Here is a 17,531-nt window from a genome sequence, read left to right as displayed (position 1 = left end):
TTAAAGGAGTCTGGCCCCAGGTGGAGGAGAGTGTTTTTCTGGCTGACGGGGTCAGAATTTTGGGAGACGTAATTATCGCCCAATCTGCCAACATCTGGTTTAACTCAGTGGTGCGCGGTGACGAAAACGCGATTCGGATCGGGCGATTCACCAACATTCAGGACAATACGACAATCCATGTTCAGGACACGCACAGTTGCACAGTCGGTGACTATGTAACAGTTGGCCACAATGCTTTACTGCATGGCTGCCGCATCGCCAACAACTGTATCATCGGCATGGGTTCTGTGATCATGAACGGCGTGGAAATTGGTGAAAACTGTATTGTTGGCGCCAGATCGCTAATCACTGAGAATAAGGTAATTCCACCAAATTCGCTTGTTGTTGGTTCGCCAGCTCGTGTCATCCGCAAGCTCGAACCTGAACAGATTGAAGAAATCCGTGAGTCCGCGCTACACTATAACAAACTTGCAATTGAATACATCAATTATCGAAAAAACGTTTGAAGCACGATGAGGAGTGGCATTATGGAAAACACACTAGTATTGGTAAAACCTGACGGAGTCAAAAAAGGTCTAACCGGTGAGATTATACGCCGTTTCGAACAACGCGGTCTGCAGATTGTTGCCTTGAAAATGCTGCGGCTTTCCGAAGAGAAGGCAAAGATTCATTATGAAGAGCACAAAGAAAAACCGTTCTTTGGCGAGCTAGTAGACTTTATTACTTCCGGCCCTATCGTCGCGATGGTTGTGCGAGGCGAAAAAGCAATCAAAGTTGTTCGCACAATGATGGGGACTACCAATCCGGTTGAGGCTGCGCCAGGCACAATTCGCGGCGACTTCGCCTTATCCATGGCCCAGAATATTATTCATGGATCAGATAGTGAGTTGAGCGCCATTCGAGAAACCAAAATATACTTTCAAGACGATGAAATCCAGGGATAGCGTTTGAGGGTGTAAGGCATCAAGCGAGGAGGATTACATGAAAATCTATACAAAGGCCGGCGACAAAGGTGTGACCGGATTATTTACCGGGGAACGAGTGCCAAAAGACAGTTTGCGTGTTGAAGCGTATGGTACGGTTGACGAAACCGATTCAGCTTTGGGCTTGGCGCGCTCTCTCTGTGAATGGGAAGATGTGAAGAAAAGTATTTATGATGTGCAAAAGCTATTATGGTTACTGATGGCAGATTTGGCAAGCTCACCCGAAAAGGCTGGGCGAATTACTCAAGAACAGGTCACATTCCTAGAACATATGATTGACCACTATGATGCTCAACTGAAACCGCTTGACCGTTTCATTGTCTCTGGCGACAACCGCGGCTCTGCTGCACTGAATTTGGCGAGGGCGGTCGTCCGGAGGGCCGAACGCCTGACCATTGCGCTTTCACGTCAGGAATCAGTTGCTGAAATGGTACTTGTTACATTAAACCGTCTGTCTGACCTCTGTTTTATTCTGGCGCGGGCAGAAAGCGAACGGACTAAGTAATCCCGACGCATGGCCTGAAGGAATTTGACAATAAAATATTGTAGAAGATTTGTCACGCCGCCTGCTGATGTACATATACTGAACTATACATATGTGAGCTGCAAGGGGGGCGGATACGATGAGTCTGAAGGTGTTTGTCATGTCGTTGCCACTGCCGTTGCGCAAGTTGCTTCGGTTTTTTCACAAGCAATAGGCAACTCAATAGGCCGATAATGACCGCCAAAATTGGCGGTCATTATTTTTGCCAAAACTATACAGTTTCCAGGAAAAGCTCTCAAGAAAGAAGCAGGAATATTTGAAGTTGACAGAGAATTAAAAAAATGCAATACATACAGCAGTGTTCTGTTACACTAGCCCAATACTATGTAGGAGGGATATGACCTTGAAGGAGTACAAAAGTTGCAGCATCCGAAACATTGGTATTGTTTCACACGGTGGAGCTGGAAAATCCTCTTTGGCAGAAGCATTCCTGTACAATGCGGGCGCAGTTAACCGATTGGGACGTGTTGATGACGGCACAGCCACGACCGACTTTGAGCCGGAAGAAATTAAACGCAAGGTAACCATTAGCGCAGCTTTAGCGCCTTGTGAGTGGCGCGACCATAAAATCAACTGTCTCGATACTCCGGGCTATGCCGACTTTGTCGCCGAAGTAAAGGGAGTCCTCCGGGCAGTTGACGGACTTGTTGTTGTTTTGTGCGCCGCTTCCGGCGTGGAAGTGGAAACTGAGAAAGTATGGCGTTACGCAAATGAATCTGCTCTGCCGCGTATTGCCTTTGTTAATAAAATGGATCGGGAAAATGCAGATTTTGATACCGTCATCAGCGAGATGAAGCAAAACCTAAGCGGCGCCAATATTGTACCGCTGACGCTGCCGATCGGCGCAGTCGATACGTTTAAAGGCATTGTTGATTTGGTGACAATGAAAGCGTATACTCCAGCCAATCCACAAGGCACACAATACAAAGAAAGCGATATCCCAGCTGATTTGGAAGATAAGGCCCAAGAAGCCCGCCAGGCGCTCATTGAAGCGGCTGCCGAAACGGATGACGATCTGCTAACCAAATATCTTGAGGGTGAAGAACTGTCTGACGAAGAAATTAGAAACGGACTGATTCAGGGCATCTCCCAAGGCAAAGTTTGTCCAGTTCTTTGTGGCTCAGCGATAAAAAATATTGGTGTCAGTCTGCTTTTGGATGCGGTTGTCAAATACATTCCTTCACCGGAAAGCAGGAGTGTAGCGGGTGTGCATCCCAGTACCAAAGCGGTGTTGGAACGGGGAAATACGGATCCTTTCTCAGCATTGGTCTTTAAGACTAATGCCGACCCATTTGTTGGTCGATTAAGCTTTATCCGTGTATTCTCAGGATCACTCAAGCCGGATGGAAGCTTGTATAATGCCTCACGCGATAAATCGGAACGGATTGGCAGCATCTTTACACTCAGAGGCAAAACCCAAGACTCGCTAACAGTTGCCAATGCAGGTGATATCGTTGTAGTAGCTAAACTGCAGGACACAGTGACCGGTGATACCCTCTGTGACAAAGATAAGCCGATTTTGTTCGATCCCATTGCCTATCCTAAGCCCATGTTTACAATGAGTATCGAAGCTAAAAATAAAGGTGACGAGGATAAACTGGGTAATGCACTGTTCCGGATGCAAGATGAAGACGCTACCTTCCGAGTAGAAAAGAATACTGAGACCTTTCAACTACTGGTGAGTGGTCTTAGCGATATGCATCTTGATGTTATTACCGAACGGATGAAGCGGAAATTCGGCGTTGACGTTAAACTGAGCGATCCGAAGATTCCTTTCCGCGAGACTGCTCGCACTAGTGTAAAAGTTGAATACAAACATAAAAAGCAAAGCGGCGGTCACGGTCAATACGGCCATGTTTGGCTGCAAATTGACCCGCTTCCGGCAGGTAGTGGTTTTGAATTTACCGAAAATATCTTCGGCGGCGCTGTTCCACGGCAATACTTCCCAGCTGTCGAAAAAGGCGTTCGTGACGCCATGGTTAACGGTGTATTAGCCGGGTACCCGCTGACTGACTTCAAAGTTACACTAGTTGACGGTTCCTATCATGATGTCGATTCATCCGAAATGGCATTCAAAATTGCCGCTTCTAGCGCGCTGAAGAAAGGTGTTCTTCAAGCAAAGCCGGTTCTCCTGGAGCCGATTTATAGCTTGGAAGTGACTGTGCCTGAAGGCAGTATGGGTGATATTATCGGTGACTTCAACAGTCGTCGTGGCCGCATTCTCGGCATGGAACCCATTGGTAATGGTCTTGGTGTAGTTCGGGCACATGCTCCGTTGGCGGAAGTCTTCCGGTATTCGATCGACCTGCGCTCGCTAACCCAGGGGAGAGGCAGTTTTGATATGGGCTTTGATCATTATGAAGATGTGCCGCAACGCATCGCTGATACGATCATTGCAGCTCATAAGAAAGAGAAAGAAGACGAGGAATAGAGAAGACTTCGAATTGGAGGTTGGGTGATGACCCGTATATGGGCTAAGTTGATTCTGCTCACCGTAGTGCTTTCTCTGCTGACGAATATCTGCTTTGCAGCCAGTCTCAGCGGTGAAAAAAACTGGCAGGTCCCTATACTGGGTATATTTCGTGCGCCACAAGAATTTATGGCAGCCGAATTCCCTGATGTAAAAAAAATCATCGATTCGCAAAAAGTCAAATTGGATTCAAAATTAGAACTGCCAATGGCTAATGCGGAAGATAAATTAAAACCTGATCGGGTGGATTTTGCCGCCTACCAGTTGACCATGAATGACGGTCAGGCGTATCATTTGGCTTGGCTTGTTGCTGTTCGTGATCGAGTGGCCTTAGACCCGCAAACGTTGGCCTATTTTGACAACCCACTGAATATTGAACAACGAGTTGCGGCAGTGATGATGCAAGACAAACTACACCAGAATCTAGATACCATGCAATACACAGACCCTACGACAGGCATGGGATTGAAGGTGCTGGATTTTGATCAGTTTGACTTAGGTAACATCAGCGGCAAACAAGCCTATGCAGGTGGGGTCCGCTTCCTAATCAACTATCAGGACTTCTTGTTTCCCCTTTACGCGCGGTGTTGGATATTTAATGCCGGCGGCTATGGGACGGCAGTCCTGTTAGTGACAACCGACAGTGAACGGGCTTTTTGGACGCCGGTATTGAATTCTATGATGTCGACTTTACGACCGCTGCCGCCAGTCATAAGCAGCAAGTAAACACAAAAAGGACTTCCATGTAAGTGGGAGTCCTTTTTCGCAATAGTAGAGAATATATAAGTTCGTGAAGCAGACGAGGTTACGTCTTCACAGAGGAAACAGAGGTTGGGTTTTAAGTTATTTCGCAACCTTGTGCCCGCAATCCGGGCAGAATTTAGCGTCTGGGTTCATTTTCGTGCCACACTCAGAGCAATGTAAAACGGTTTGAATTTTTGTTCCACACTCTGGACAGAATTTAACGTTGGCTGGCAGGGCGGCTTCACAGTTTGGGCAAGTGGCGCGAATGGGCGTGCGCCATTCTTTTACATCGAGCTTTTTATCTTCCTCCGCCATCGCGGCGTGAGCCCATACTTCTTCAACAGAACGATTAGCTTGGGCTGCGGCCATCTCTACACCGAGATCAGGCGCACATTCTTTACAGAGTCCCTTTTTCATGTTCCAGCAATTTTTGCGGCAAACCCATCTGATACAATGCGGGCATTGGATAAATTCAGGTTTAACTTCCGTAACAGCAGCGCGAAAGGCTTGATCACGCGATTGCTGCCAAGAAGATGAGCGGACTCGTTCTGACACATCGCGCGCAGTGCCAAAAATACCACCAAAGATCGTGCTAGCCGTGCCCAATAGATCAGAAACTGTACCTGTCATCGAAGCCTGGAATTCTGTGCGGAAGGTTGTACCGCAGCGATCACAATAGAATTCGAATTGAAAACCGCGCTCAGTGCTGAGGTCATCATAGTTGCGAACAAATTCAAGTTTTTCAACCATATGACTAGCCCCCCTAAAGATTGCCATTCTTTTTCACAGACTATTCGCCGTCCAGGGCAGAAATCCTGCCGGTATCTGTTAGGATTCGTCGCAGAGTAAAGTTACTTGCATCACAGGCAACTAATAGAAAGGCTGCACTGTTGCGCATGCCCGCAGGGCCGGACTTTGCCGCTTCGCCATGCAAGTGTCCATACACACAGACCTGGACGCAAAATTCATCAAGCAGTTCGGTAAAACCAGTTTGCCTGAGCTTTGCATCAGTTGGAGGATAATGCAGCATGACAATAATTTTTGAAAAACCAGCCAGACGCGCCGCCTCTAACGATAGACGTAATCTACTTAACTCGCGTTGATAAATGGGTTGATCCTCTTCGCTAAAATCCTTATCTCCCGGACATGACCAACCGCGCGAACCACAGATAGCCCAATCGCCGGCTGAAACGAAGCTGTTTTGCAAAAAGGTTAGCTTGCCGTCCACTGCCTTAGACATTTTACTAACCGTTTGCCACCAATAATCATGATTACCTCGAACTAGTATTTTGCGTCCGGGCATTGCCATGATTTCGGACAAATCAACAAAGGCCTCTTCCCAGCGCATGCCCCATGAAATGTCGCCTGCCAACAAGACTACATCATCTTCAGAAACTTTTATCAGCCAGTCTGTTTTGATTTTTTCCCAGTGATTTTGCCAATGATTTCCGAAAATATTCATGGGCTTAGTCGGTGGAGTGCCTGAAAGATGGAGGTCAGCAATAGCATATATATTCATTGGAAAAAATTCCTCTCGCCAAATCTTCTGCTTCTATACTACAGAATTTTTCCATCTACTGCAAGTCCAACGGAATTACACAGGATAATCTTGAAACATGGCGAATAGGAAAAGTATTAGAGTGGGGGAAAGGACGGATCAATATGCGGATTCAAGCAGAATGGAACGGAAAAATGAAATTTACCGGCGTCGGACAGAACGGTCAAACCGTCCTGATGGACGCCGGCCGAGACGCTGGCGGGGAAGGGGAAGGCATTCGGCCAATGGAGATGATCTTACTAGGGTTGGCTGGCTGTACCGGTATTGATATTGCCATGATTCTAGGCAAGATGCGTGAACCACTTGAATCCTTCAGCATGGAGGTGGAAGGTGATCGACGCGAAACAGAACCGAAAAGCTTTACCGAGATTCGCATTTTGTACCGTCTGCGGGGTGAACTCCGACCAGCTAACGTGGAGCGAGCCATACGGTTGAGTAAAGAAAAGTACTGCTCAGTATCTGATGGACTTAAAGCGACTATACCCTTTGCCTATGAGTTAAATGGAGTCCGCTATCCGAAAACCGGCTACATGAGCTAGCTCTGCTTGAGCCAGGCGGAAAGCTCAGTGAGTATTTGGCTGCGGGCGGCTTCTACTTCTGAGCCGTGCCATTGCTGGCCACTGTCGTCATCTGTCCAACTGTCTGGACCGGCCGCGCTTGAGGCGAGATTTTCCTTAGCTGCAGCCAAGATACTGTCATACATGCTTTGTTTCAGTGTCTTGCGACTAGCGCGAGCACCTGCTTTCTCAATTGTCTTGACACTGATCCCTTCGTCGGATTGGAAAATATCTATTTGGCTTAAATGCTTGCCGGCCCGCCCCGCTTTCTGTACCGCTTCTTGCGCCGCAGCGATTGCTTTTTCGCGCGGTATAGCGTCGTCGTGGATAGCTATTCGAACATTGCCGATAATCAATTTGTACATGATACACCTCCTCAGATGGTACAGTTTATGCTTGTTTTCCTGTATGCTAGAACTCCATGGTGCTGATGTTCTCTCTTCTGCTATAGATTGACTTTTTCCGCTTCCGGGTTTATACTAGTAGCGAAAATCCTACGATGCAGAGTAGTAAGCGGTTCGATGGCGGCACAGAAAATTGGCGGTTCGATGCGAGCCAATGCGCCCAGACGCCCAACTCGCTGCTGAGGAGCGTCTGTGATACAGACGTCGTCTGGCCGTCGTTACCGGTTTCAAGCGGGCGGCTCAGCCGCCAAACAGGGTGGTACCGCGAGAAGGAAATCTCGTCCCTGGCAGATTGCCGGGGGCGTTTTTTTACACATTTAGCTTTATATTGAACGTACATAGGGGGATAATCATGAACGAAAAGTACATGCCGAAAGACATTGAAACCAAATGGCAGACAGTTTGGTCCCAGGAAAAGGCATTTTCCTGTGAGATGAACCGTCAGAAGCCAGAATACTACGTACTTGAAATGTTCCCATATCCATCCGGCAATCTGCATATGGGCCATGTCCGCAACTACTCAATTGGTGACGTCATCGCTCGCTTCAAGCGAATGAAGGGCTACAATGTGCTGCATCCGATGGGGTGGGATTCCTTTGGCATGCCTGCGGAAAATGCCGCAATTAAGCATGGAATTCATCCCTCGAAATGGACCTGGGAAAATATCACTAACATGCGCCGCCAACAGCAAGAATTAGGGCTTTCCTATGACTGGGATCGTGAAGTGGCAACTTGCCACCCTGATTATTACCGTTGGACGCAGTGGCTTTTCCTATTAATGTACAATCGCGGCTTAGCGTATAAGAAAAAAGCTGCTGTTAACTGGTGCAATGAGTGCAACACCGTGCTTGCCAATGAACAAGTCATTGATGGACAGTGCTGGCGCTGCGATTCGGTTGTCGTAAAAAAAGAATTGGAACAATGGTTCCTGCGGATAACTGATTATGCGGACAGGCTCTTGGCCGACCTGAGTGAGCTTAGCGGCTGGCCCGAGCGCGTAAAGACAATGCAGGAAAATTGGATTGGCCGTAGCGTTGGCGCCGAGTTTTCCTTCAGGCTGGCGGAAGGAGAAGGCGAAATACCGGTGTATACCACCCGTCAAGACACGGTATTTGGTGTCACATATATCGTGCTTGCGCCAGAGCATCCACTGGTAGAAACGTTAATTGCCGGCAAAGAGACAGAGGCCCCGGTTCGCAGTTTTGTCGAGCGGGTTAGAAACCTTAGTGAAATTAATCGTACATCAACCGATACTGAAAAAGAAGGCATGTTCACTGGTGCCTACGCTTTACATCCGTTTACCGACGAAAAGGTGCCCATCTGGGTTGCCAACTATGTATTATTTGAATACGGTACCGGCGCGGTCATGGGCGTGCCTGCTCATGATGAGCGTGACTGGCAGTTCGCGACTAAGTATGGCCTAGAGAAAAAACTAGTTATCCAACCGGAAGGCCAATCACTGAGCATTGAAACTATGGATGGCGCGTATGATGGCGCCGGCGTCATGGTAGATTCAGGTGAATTTACCGGTAAAGATAATGAAGTCGGCAAAGAAGCGATTGCTGACTCGTTTGAAAAGAAAGGTATTGGCAAGCGGCGTGTTAACTACCGGTTGCGCGACTGGCTAATCTCTCGTCAGCGCTACTGGGGTGCGCCGATTCCTATCATCTATTGTCCCGACTGCGGTGCTGTACCAGTTCCGGAAAAAGACTTGCCTGTCATGCTGCCCGAAGATGTGTCGTTTGACACAGGCTCGGTATCACCGCTGGCTAAGACTGAAAGCTTTGTGAAGTGCCAATGCCCGGTTTGCGGCAAAGACGCTAGACGTGAAACGGATACGATGGATACCTTCATTTGTTCATCCTGGTATTTTATCCGCTATACCAGTCCGGATTGCGTGACTGGGCCGTTCGACACGCAGAAGGCAAATTATTGGATGCCTGTGGATCAATATATTGGCGGAATTGAACATGCAATTTTACACCTTTTGTATTCCCGCTTCTTTACGAAGGTGCTGAAAGATGCTGGTTTAATCAATGTGAACGAACCGTTTAAGAATCTCTTAACTCAAGGCATGGTCATCAAAGATGGCGCCAAGATGTCGAAGTCCAAAGGCAATGTGGTCTCGCCGGAGGAGATCGTCCAGAAGTATGGTGCTGACACTGCCCGTCTGTTTATCTTATTCGCAGCGCCGCCTGAGCGCGACCTGGAATGGAGCGACCAAGGCGTTGAAGGCTCTTATCGTTTTCTAAATCGCTTGTGGCGCATCGTAGCCCATTACGCTCCACAGATGGGGACAACGAAAAACCTTGATCCTGCTCAATTGACTAAAGACGAAAAAGAATTGCGCCGTATTCTGCATGTCACGATTAAGAGAGTGGCTGAAGATATTGAAGGGCGATTCAATTTCAACACCGCCATCAGCGCGATCATGGAACTGGTCAACGCCATGTACCATCTAAAGGATCAAACTGCCAATGCAGATTCCGCCATGATGCGGGAAACCGTTTCGGCATTACTTCGGATGATGGCGGCGTTTGCTCCCCATATAACCGAAGAACTGTGGCATGAGGCAGGCTTTGCTGGCAGCGTCCATAATCAAGCCTGGCCAAACTTCGACCCTGAAGCTGTGAAGGTGGATGAAGTCGAGGTTGTACTGCAAATCAATGGCAAAGTCAGAGATAAGATCTTGGCGCCTTTCGGTATTGGTGCTCAGGAACTGGAAAAACTCGCTCTTAGTCAGGAAAAAGTACAATCCCTCATTGCTGGCAAACAAGTGGTTAAAGTGATTTGCGTTCCGCAACGTCTGGTCAACATTGTAGTCAAATAGATAAGATTTATTAGGCGTCTGGTGAAAAGCCAGACGCCTTTTTTCGCAAAACTCCTATTTTTTTTTACAGGAAAATGCTGATCGGTGGCGAATACTAACACCACTATAACCTGGGAGGCAGACTATGGAGCAACCGCAAAAGCGACAATACCTTCTTTTGGTCATAATTATGGCTGCAGTCTTAGCCGGCGGTTTTTACATTTGGCAGCAACAAAGCCAATCCGCGGCTGTAGCCGTCGCCCCATCTGCACCAACAGTTACAACCGGCTCGGCAACAGCAGGGGCGGACATTGTGGTTTATGTGAGCGGCTTCGTGGTCCGGCCTGGTGTATATAAACTGTCTGGTGAGCTTCGGGTGGTCGATTTTATAAACGCAGCCGGCGGTTTTGCTGCTGGCGCTAACGCCTCAGCTGTTAACCTAGCTCAAAAACTGACCGATGGTATGCAAGTCCATGTCCCAGGTAATCTGTCACCGACTACTTCCGGGGGACAGACCACCGGAAAAGTTAATCTTAACAACGCTGATAAAAAACAGATGGAATCGCTTCCAGGAATCGGACCTGCCCTAGCTGACCGCATACTAGAATACCGCGCTACGCAGGGTGGTTTTAAGACGGTTGACGAGTTGAAGAAGGTATCAGGCATTGGGGATGTAAAATATAATTCGATCAAGGATAAGGTCTCATTATAACATGGTGGGAGAGACTGAATGGGAAATTTTCCCGAACGAATGAGGCTGACTGCTGCGGGAACCAGCCTTCATGCGGTGGATGCTTATAGGCGCGAGGAGTAGTAATTTATCTCTAAAGAGTCTGTTGAAAAATACCCATATGCACTTCATCAAAGTTGGCGAGATCTCAGCGCACCCGCGGCCTCGCAGTCTCTGCTGTCTGGCGTCTGAATATTTTTTACAGACTCCGGGCATTATTTTTCCGTAAAAAGCTGAGGTGAGTTCATGGTTCCTATTGCTCTCAACTATACTAGCGGTGTTCCCATTTACGTTCAGATAAAAGAAGCGTATAGGAACGCAGTCTTAGCCGGTGCATTTCCCCAAGGGACACAATTGCCGACCGTTCGGCAGTTAGCAGTACAGCTAAAAATAAATGCTAACACTGTTAGCCGAGCCTACGCGGAGCTTGAACGCGAAGGAGTCCTTTCGCGTCACCAAGGAAAGGGTACATTTGTTACCTTATCAAAGGATATCGATTACGATAAATTGAAGACCCTTGAGCAAAGGGTGAAAGAACTACTTGAGGAAGCCCATAGGTTAGGATTTACCCGCGACGACATTTTCGCAATTATTGATTCTCTTGTACCTCGCGATGTGAAGGAGTGCAATGATGAAAAAAGTAGCATTTAGTGAAATGGATACACAAATACCTGTCCGTCCTTCGCGAAGAATCAATTTACTTCCTTACTTGTTGTTTTTTATATTTATACTGATAAACTTCACAATTTTTGAAATATGGCCATATCAGATTGTCGCCTATATTGGCCTTCTAATCGGACTATTACTTAGCATGTCATTAAAAGTTGCCAATGAGTGGGAAAAGGCAGTTGTGCTGCGGCTAGGTAAATTTCGCGGGTTAAAGGGACCGGGGCATTTCTGGGTCATTCCCATCATTGATAGTGTTGCATATTGGGTCGACCAGCGAATTGTCGCCACTCCCTTTTTGGCTGAGCAGACGCTAACAAAAGACACGGTTCCTGTGAACGTTGATGCGATTTTATTCTGGATGGTTTGGGACCCGGAAAAGGCTGCCTTGGAGGTGGAAAATTACCGAGAGGCAGTAGCGTGGATTGCACAAACGGCTTTACGTGATGTTGTGGGCCGATCGATGTTATCCGATATTCTTTCCGGGCGCGAGCAACTTGATAAGGTACTGCAGGACGTCATTGATACAAGAACAGAGCCATGGGGAATTACCGTACAATCGGTTGAGATACGGGATGTAGTCATTCCGGCGAACCTTCAGGATGCAATGAGTCGAGAGGCGCAAGCTGAACGCGAAAGACGGGCGAGGATCATCCTCGGTACAGCGGAGACGGAAATTGCTCAGCGATTTGCCGAGGCATCGAAGGTCTATGAAAACAATCCTATTGCGCTGCAATTGCGGGCAATGAACATCTTATACGAAGGATTGAAGGAACGTGGTGGCCTGATAGTAACTCCTAGCGGCGTTGCTGACTCGTTAAATATAGGTTCACTCGCCTTGTCGCAGCAAATGGCTTCAGAAAAAGTGCAATGTAATTCAACGAATGATTCGCAAGCAAAAGCGTAGCTTGCAAGTTCTAAAACAGCCGTCACATGATGGCTGTTTTTGCTTGAGAAATTTATAACAAATTTCTGACATTGCTTAGTAAATAGCAGGAATTTCCTAACCAATGTATAATTTAATATTAAATGTATTAATGAATTAATACACTGTGTCTCTTATCGAATGGATTAGCGGGGAGGGGCGTCAGAAGATGATAACCAGGCGGTCATTTCTAAAGTTGTCAGGCGCAGTAGCTGCGAGTTTATCGGTTGCTTCAATGTTTCCAGACATAGCGACTTGGGCTGCTGGCGGCAAAGTGGAGGGCAAGGCTGATTTTGTACGCAGCTTTTGCGAAATGTGCACATCACGTTGCCCAATTCAGGCAAAGGTTGTGGACGGAAAAGCCGTTTTAGTCAGCGGGAACCCTGATTGGGGTGCCACTGGCGGCACACTCTGCGCTCGCGGGGTGTCAGGACAGTCACAATTATATGATCCGCAACGGATTCAAAAGCCCTTAATTCGCGTTGGTGAGCGCGGGGAGGGTAAATGGAAAGAAGTCAGTTATGAAGAAGCCTACGACTATATTGCTAAGCAGATGCAGGGAATTAAGGAGAAGTACGGTCCTGAGGCGATGGCTTTTGGCTGCCGAAAAGGACCTCACATGTCTTACCTATATACGTTTGCTAAAGCGTACGGATCGCCGAATACCCACAACCACGAATCTACCTGCCCGTTAGCCAGGACGGTGGGGCTTGAAGTTACGTTCGGAACAGCAGGCTTAGGTCTAGACTATGGTAATTGCAAATATATCGTGTCACTGGGTCGCAACTATTTTGAAGGGATTAATGTGGCACAGGTGCGCGGTGTGATGAACTGTATCAACAAGGGCGGTAAACTGGTGTCCATTGACCCCCGTTACTCGCTAACCTCGGCCAAAGCGCACGAATGGCTACCTATTAAGCCGGGAACAGATCTTGCATTAGTTCTTGCCTTAAATCATGTCTTCATTCGTGATGGCCTCTATGATAAAGACTTCATTACCAAGTACACCGAAGGATTTGAAGCCGTCAAGGCCAGTGTGACATCATATACCCCGGCTTGGGCGGAAAAGGAAACAGGCATTAAGGCGGCCGATATTGAACGAATTGCAAAAGAAATGGCTGCGGTAAAACCGAAAGCTATCCTTGACTGGGGTTGGCGTACAACGTTCACACCGGAGGAGTTCGAATTACGCCGTGCGATTATTATTGGCAATATGCTGCTTGGCAACCTGGAGGTGCCTGGCGGATCGTTCTTCAGCAAAGGTCCTGGTTTTATTAATGGTCTGGTCGGCAAACCAGTTGTTCAAGGGATTGCCGGCTTCAAGACTCCGCCATTTCCGAAACCTGCAAAACCGAGAGTTGATGGCGCTGGCGTAAAAGGACATCCCATGGAGCTGGCTCCTGCCGGCGACGGTATTGCCCAAGCGGTGCCGGAATCCATCCTGACTGAAAAACCCTACCCGATCAAGGGCTACTTTGCCTATCGGTATAATCCTGTTGTTACCATGCCGCAAACCAACCGAGTCATTGAAGCCATGAAGAAGCTTGACCTGCTGGTTGTTTGTGACATCTATATGTCAGATACTGCGATGTTTGCTGATGTTGTGCTACCAGAAAGCACTTATTTAGAGCGGGATGAAGGTTTCAACGATTATTCCGGTGGTGTACCAGCGTTTACATTACGGCAACAGGTCGTTAAACCAGTCTATAATACACGTGCACACTGGCAGATTTTCAAAGAGCTTTCTGAGAAGATGGGACTTGGCGCCTATTTCCCCTATACAAACATTGATGACATTCGCTTAACGCAAATGGGCGGAAAACAGGATCTGGTCAAAATGGGTAAGGAAAAAGGTTTTGTCAATTTTGGCATGAAACCGCTATTCTTGCGAGATAAGAATTCGGTGGCAGAATTCGTTAAACAATTCCCTGATGCACAATCATTAGTCAATGAGCAAGGATACATCGATAAATATCTGACCAACCTCAAAACCCCATCCAAGAAAATCGAACTAATGTCGCAGGTGGCGCAAAACGTTTTTGGACGCGGCGTGCCTGTCTACAGGCCGATCCAGATCGCTGAATCAGGACAGCAACTATTCATTCAAGGCAAGACTGGACTCCATACCAATGGACATACGCATAATGTGCCATGGCTGCACGAATTGATGCCTGAAAACCGACTCTGGATGCATCCCGAAACAGCGAGTAAGCTGGGCGTGAAGACGGATGATCTGGTAGAAATGGCATCAACGGTCGGCAAACAGCAGGTTAAAGCGTACATAACAGAAGGGGTCCGGCCGGATACAGTCTTCTGTTATATGGGGTTTGGCCGTGTCTCTCCTGGCCTGAAGCGAGCCTATAAGAAAGGTGTCAATTCCAATCTGATGATACCAACTTCCACCGTTCCGGTTTGCGGGATAACACTCCAGACAGCCGGTGTGACTTTGAAAAAGGTGTAAGGGGGATAATAATGGCAACGCAAAAACGTTATGGGATGCTATATGATTCCAACAAGTGCATCGGCTGTCAGGCTTGCAGCACGGCCTGCCGCGCGGAAAATAAAGTGCCTGATAAGGTATCAAGACTTCAAGTCTGGATTGAGGGCCCTAAAGGGAAATACCCTGATCTAATTACCGACTTCCACCGTAAATCGTGCGTCATGTGTGATTCTGCACCCTGTGTGCCCGTATGTCCTACCGGCGCATCGTATACGACCTCAGACGGTGTAACTCTCGTCAATGAAAAGTTCTGCGTTGGCTGTAAATACTGTATTGCAGCCTGTCCGTATCAGGCAAGGTTTCTGAATCCAGAGACTGGCGCTGCGGATAAGTGTACCTTCTGCCATGAAACACGAGTGTCAAGAGGGCAAAAACCTGCGTGTGTATCGATTTGTCCTACTGGTGCCCTCATATTTGGTGATATGAATGATTCGAAAAGCGATATTAGCTTGGCTCTCAAGAGTCAGCGGGCAGTTAAACCTAAGGAGCATTTGGGGCTCAAGCCCAAAGTTGTCACTGTTCCAAACTGGAGAGGGGGTGACGCGTGATGTGGGAAAACATTTGGGGGAACACATCACAGTATACGGAGATTGTCTGGCCTTGGCCGATAGCAGTGTATCTGTTTCTAGCCGGACTCAGTGCCGGCGCTTTGATGACAGCGATCATGGTAAAATGGCGCAGCGGGAATGAGGCGGCGCCTTGGGACGGACTGATCAAAGCCGGTGCGCTGATTGCGCCGCCAGCAATAATACTCGGTACGGCTTTGCTGGTATTCGACCTGGGCAAGCCACTAACATTTTGGTATCTGCTTGTGTACTATAACTTTAAGTCAGTCATGTCAATCGGCACCCTATTGCTTTCGGTGTATAGCCCATTAACCATACTGTTCTTTGCCATTATCTTCAAGAAGGAATTGTTGCGGGAGAGCGCCACAGCTTGGTTTTTCAAACCACTTCTCCCCATCGTTGAATGGTTTGAACGCTTGGGCGTGAACTTTGAGAAAGTGTTAGTCGCCATGGCAATCGGTGTAGGGATATACACGGGTTTTCTCATCTCCGCGATAATCGGGAAGCCTCTCTTCAATACACCAATTCTACCAATGCTATTTTTGATCTCCGGCATTTCCGCCGGTATCGCTGCAAACATCTTAATCGGACTTACTATGTTTAAAGGATCTGTTAGTGAAGATGACCTTAACTATTTGCTGGCGCTTGACCTGAAAGTTGTTCCCTTCGAATTGTTTTGCTTATTCTTGATGTTTATCGGTTTCTATTTTGCAGGGGGCAATACATCCGCTATTGCAATCCAAGCACTTACTACAGGCTTTTGGGCTAGAGTTTTCTGGATTGGCGTGGTTGGAGTCGGATTAATGCTCCCCTTGATAGTTGCAGTTTCGTCTTTACACGGACAAAGCTATAAGCTGAGTACGGTATTGCTTAATTCCATCCTTGCATTAGGGGGCGTGGTATTACTACGTTTTTATATCCTGTACGCAGGCCAAATATTCTTCTGATTACTATTCAGAGCGCGGCCAAACAAGCCGCGGAAGAGTGGGGGATTGCCGTAGAGTTCGACCTTAGAGAAATATGTAATATGTCATGAACTCACCGGCGCTCCCAATCGATGGTGCCAAAGTTACAGGGAAGTCAAAGCTATGTTGAAGTAAGGAGAGGAGAAGGTGCATGCGCACAGTGGCGTTATGCATCTCTTCCTCTATAGGGGCAGTTGGGAAGGCCAGTACTCCGCCTTTAACGGATGGCGCAGAGTTGGGCATTGCACTTGTCGATATAAGTTGCGAGATTGAAATGGCAATTAACGAAAAAGCGAGGCGAAATGATGTCTGAGGTAGATACGAATGAGAGTGACTCAGATCATATGCAGACGACTGAACCAGTAACGATGTCGCTGGTTGATCATCTGCAGGAGTTGCGTCAACGTTTGATCAAGTCGGTTCTAGCGGTGGCAGTCGGTGCTAGTGCTAGCTATCTCTATGCTGCAGAAATGGTGTCCCTGCTTACCGCGCCAGCAGGTAAGTTATATTATATGAATCCCGCGGAGGCTTTCTTTGCTTATCTAAAGGTTTCGGTAGTTGCTGGATTTCTGCTAGCGCTGCCTGTGGTTCTCTATCAGGCATGGGCATTTACCGTTCCTGCGTTGGTAAACAAGGAACGCAAGGCGTCGCTATTTTTGGTTCCATCTTCGGTGGTCTTATTTTTTGCTGGATTAGGGTTTTCGTATTTTTTCGTCTTGCCAGCAGGTATAAAATTCTTTATGGGATATGCGTCTGATGTCTTGCAACCGATGTTCTCACTGGGGCAGTACCTGTCTTTTGTAATTTCATTTGTGCTCCCATTTGGATTTATCTTTGAGTTGCCCTTATTCATCCTAGTGCTAGCTCAGTTTGGTATTATTAGTTCGCAACTTTTAATACGTAAACGTAAAATTGTCCTATTATTGGCGTTTGTAATCGGCGGTGTTGTTTCGCCCACGCCGGATGTGGTATCCCAAATTATGATGGCACTGCCTTTGCTGGTGCTGTATGAGATAAGTCTGTGGATTGTGAAATGCATAATGAAAAGGTAATGTCAGAGAAATTACGGACAAAAACTAGTGGATTTAGCAATACTCCGAAAAGAAGATA

Annotated in this window: 17 protein-coding genes and 1 other annotated feature; of the genes, 14 read left to right on the top strand and 3 right to left on the bottom strand. The window is 47.5% G+C overall.

The features are described from left to right. The first annotated feature begins 20 nt into the window (after positions 1–20). The 5 genes from AXX12_RS06410 to AXX12_RS06390 all read left to right on the top strand — a co-directional run bounded on the left by AXX12_RS06410 (position 21) and on the right by AXX12_RS06390 (position 4,723). A complete protein-coding gene (locus tag AXX12_RS06410) occupies positions 21–506 on the top strand; it encodes a gamma carbonic anhydrase family protein (protein ID WP_231881819.1) in 486 nt (161 codons plus the stop codon). A 21-nt stretch (positions 507–527) separates the two neighbouring features. Beyond that, complete coding sequence (ndk, locus tag AXX12_RS06405; RefSeq protein WP_066239706.1) at positions 528–944, top strand: nucleoside-diphosphate kinase; 417 nt, start codon at positions 528–530, stop codon at positions 942–944. A gap of 37 nt (positions 945–981) precedes the next feature. Beyond that, positions 982–1,488, top strand: a complete 507-nt coding sequence (locus AXX12_RS06400) for a cob(I)yrinic acid a,c-diamide adenosyltransferase (protein WP_066239702.1) — start codon at positions 982–984, stop codon at positions 1,486–1,488. Positions 1,489–1,870: 382 nt separating this feature from the next. Further along, positions 1,871–3,958, top strand: coding sequence for an elongation factor G (gene fusA, locus AXX12_RS06395; RefSeq protein ID WP_066240347.1), 2,088 nt, complete (start codon positions 1,871–1,873; stop codon positions 3,956–3,958). Positions 3,959–3,985: 27 nt separating this feature from the next. After that, positions 3,986–4,723, top strand: a complete 738-nt coding sequence (locus tag AXX12_RS06390; RefSeq protein WP_066239699.1) for a hypothetical protein — start codon at positions 3,986–3,988, stop codon at positions 4,721–4,723. A 117-nt stretch (positions 4,724–4,840) separates the two neighbouring features. Here the strand turns inward: AXX12_RS06390 and AXX12_RS06385 are convergent, their stop codons facing one another. Together AXX12_RS06385 and AXX12_RS06380 are read right to left on the bottom strand one after the other, a co-directional pair. Continuing rightward, complete coding sequence (locus AXX12_RS06385) at positions 4,841–5,491, bottom strand: zinc ribbon domain-containing protein (protein WP_066239697.1); 651 nt, start codon at positions 5,489–5,491, stop codon at positions 4,841–4,843. Positions 5,492–5,531: 40 nt separating this feature from the next. Further along, complete coding sequence (locus tag AXX12_RS06380) at positions 5,532–6,260, bottom strand: metallophosphoesterase (RefSeq protein WP_066239694.1); 729 nt, start codon at positions 6,258–6,260, stop codon at positions 5,532–5,534. Between the two features lie 143 nt (positions 6,261–6,403). Between AXX12_RS06380 and AXX12_RS06375 the strand changes: the two genes are divergently transcribed. Then, the gene (locus tag AXX12_RS06375; protein ID WP_066240344.1) at positions 6,404–6,838 is read left to right on the top strand and encodes an OsmC family protein; all 435 of its coding nucleotides are present in this window, start codon (positions 6,404–6,406) and stop codon (positions 6,836–6,838) included. Here AXX12_RS06375 and AXX12_RS06370 read toward each other — a convergent pair. Further along, positions 6,835–7,221: a hypothetical protein gene (locus AXX12_RS06370; protein WP_066239692.1), complete on the bottom strand. Its 387-nt coding sequence runs from the start codon at positions 7,219–7,221 to the stop codon at positions 6,835–6,837. The two genes, AXX12_RS06375 and AXX12_RS06370, sit on opposite strands and share 4 nt — an antisense overlap. Before the next feature lie 122 nt (positions 7,222–7,343). Continuing rightward, positions 7,344–7,549, top strand: a binding site (T-box leader). A gap of 63 nt (positions 7,550–7,612) precedes the next feature. Here AXX12_RS06370 and leuS point away from each other — a divergent pair. The 8 genes from leuS to tatC all read left to right on the top strand — a co-directional run bounded on the left by leuS (position 7,613) and on the right by tatC (position 17,473). Beyond that, positions 7,613–10,090 (top strand): leucine--tRNA ligase, encoded by a 2,478-nt coding sequence (gene leuS / locus AXX12_RS06365; protein ID WP_066239689.1) that lies wholly within the window; start codon positions 7,613–7,615, stop codon positions 10,088–10,090. A gap of 124 nt (positions 10,091–10,214) precedes the next feature. Further along, the gene (locus tag AXX12_RS06360; protein WP_066239686.1) at positions 10,215–10,781 is read left to right on the top strand and encodes a ComEA family DNA-binding protein; all 567 of its coding nucleotides are present in this window, start codon (positions 10,215–10,217) and stop codon (positions 10,779–10,781) included. A gap of 264 nt (positions 10,782–11,045) precedes the next feature. Further along, complete coding sequence (locus AXX12_RS06355) at positions 11,046–11,450, top strand: GntR family transcriptional regulator (RefSeq protein WP_066239684.1); 405 nt, start codon at positions 11,046–11,048, stop codon at positions 11,448–11,450. Beyond that, the gene (locus AXX12_RS06350; RefSeq protein WP_197470654.1) at positions 11,428–12,372 is read left to right on the top strand and encodes a slipin family protein; all 945 of its coding nucleotides are present in this window, start codon (positions 11,428–11,430) and stop codon (positions 12,370–12,372) included. The genes AXX12_RS06355 and AXX12_RS06350 overlap by 23 nt, the downstream gene beginning before the upstream one ends. Positions 12,373–12,559: 187 nt before the next feature. Further along, positions 12,560–14,851 (top strand): thiosulfate reductase PhsA, encoded by a 2,292-nt coding sequence (gene phsA / locus AXX12_RS06345; protein ID WP_066239681.1) that lies wholly within the window; start codon positions 12,560–12,562, stop codon positions 14,849–14,851. 11 nt (positions 14,852–14,862) lie between these two features. Continuing rightward, positions 14,863–15,438, top strand: a complete 576-nt coding sequence (locus AXX12_RS06340) for a 4Fe-4S dicluster domain-containing protein (protein WP_066239675.1) — start codon at positions 14,863–14,865, stop codon at positions 15,436–15,438. Further along, the gene (gene nrfD / locus AXX12_RS06335) at positions 15,438–16,403 is read left to right on the top strand and encodes an NrfD/PsrC family molybdoenzyme membrane anchor subunit (RefSeq protein WP_066239672.1); all 966 of its coding nucleotides are present in this window, start codon (positions 15,438–15,440) and stop codon (positions 16,401–16,403) included. The genes AXX12_RS06340 and nrfD overlap by 1 nt, the downstream gene beginning before the upstream one ends. 323 nt (positions 16,404–16,726) lie before the next feature. Further along, positions 16,727–17,473, top strand: coding sequence for a twin-arginine translocase subunit TatC (gene tatC, locus AXX12_RS06330; protein ID WP_066239668.1), 747 nt, complete (start codon positions 16,727–16,729; stop codon positions 17,471–17,473). The last annotated feature ends 58 nt before the right edge of the window (positions 17,474–17,531 follow it).

This window comes from Anaerosporomusa subterranea, assembly GCF_001611555.1.
In the GTDB taxonomy this organism is placed as follows: Bacteria; Bacillota; Negativicutes; order Sporomusales; family Acetonemataceae; genus Anaerosporomusa; species Anaerosporomusa subterranea.
The sequence above is the reverse complement of the archived record's forward strand: the minus strand, read 5'-3'. Positions and strand labels throughout refer to the sequence as shown.

Excerpts from the sequence above, each read along its gene's own strand:
- ndk (WP_066239706.1), top strand. The coding sequence starts at position 528 with ATGGAAAACACACTAGTATTGGTAAAACCTGACGGAGTCAAAAAAGGT.
- AXX12_RS06400 (WP_066239702.1), top strand. The coding sequence starts at position 982 with ATGAAAATCTATACAAAGGCCGGCGACAAAGGTGTGACCGGATTATTT.
- AXX12_RS06390 (WP_066239699.1), top strand. The coding sequence starts at position 3,986 with ATGACCCGTATATGGGCTAAGTTGATTCTGCTCACCGTAGTGCTTTCT.
- AXX12_RS06385 (WP_066239697.1), bottom strand. The coding sequence starts at position 5,491 with ATGGTTGAAAAACTTGAATTTGTTCGCAACTATGATGACCTCAGCACT.
- AXX12_RS06380 (WP_066239694.1), bottom strand. The coding sequence starts at position 6,260 with ATGAATATATATGCTATTGCTGACCTCCATCTTTCAGGCACTCCACCG.
- AXX12_RS06375 (WP_066240344.1), top strand. The coding sequence starts at position 6,404 with ATGCGGATTCAAGCAGAATGGAACGGAAAAATGAAATTTACCGGCGTC.
- AXX12_RS06370 (WP_066239692.1), bottom strand. The coding sequence starts at position 7,221 with ATGTACAAATTGATTATCGGCAATGTTCGAATAGCTATCCACGACGAC.
- leuS (WP_066239689.1), top strand. The coding sequence starts at position 7,613 with ATGAACGAAAAGTACATGCCGAAAGACATTGAAACCAAATGGCAGACA.
- AXX12_RS06360 (WP_066239686.1), top strand. The coding sequence starts at position 10,215 with ATGGAGCAACCGCAAAAGCGACAATACCTTCTTTTGGTCATAATTATG.
- AXX12_RS06355 (WP_066239684.1), top strand. The coding sequence starts at position 11,046 with ATGGTTCCTATTGCTCTCAACTATACTAGCGGTGTTCCCATTTACGTT.
- AXX12_RS06350 (WP_197470654.1), top strand. The coding sequence starts at position 11,428 with ATGATGAAAAAAGTAGCATTTAGTGAAATGGATACACAAATACCTGTC.
- phsA (WP_066239681.1), top strand. The coding sequence starts at position 12,560 with ATGATAACCAGGCGGTCATTTCTAAAGTTGTCAGGCGCAGTAGCTGCG.
- AXX12_RS06340 (WP_066239675.1), top strand. The coding sequence starts at position 14,863 with ATGGCAACGCAAAAACGTTATGGGATGCTATATGATTCCAACAAGTGC.
- nrfD (WP_066239672.1), top strand. The coding sequence starts at position 15,438 with ATGTGGGAAAACATTTGGGGGAACACATCACAGTATACGGAGATTGTC.
- tatC (WP_066239668.1), top strand. The coding sequence starts at position 16,727 with ATGTCTGAGGTAGATACGAATGAGAGTGACTCAGATCATATGCAGACG.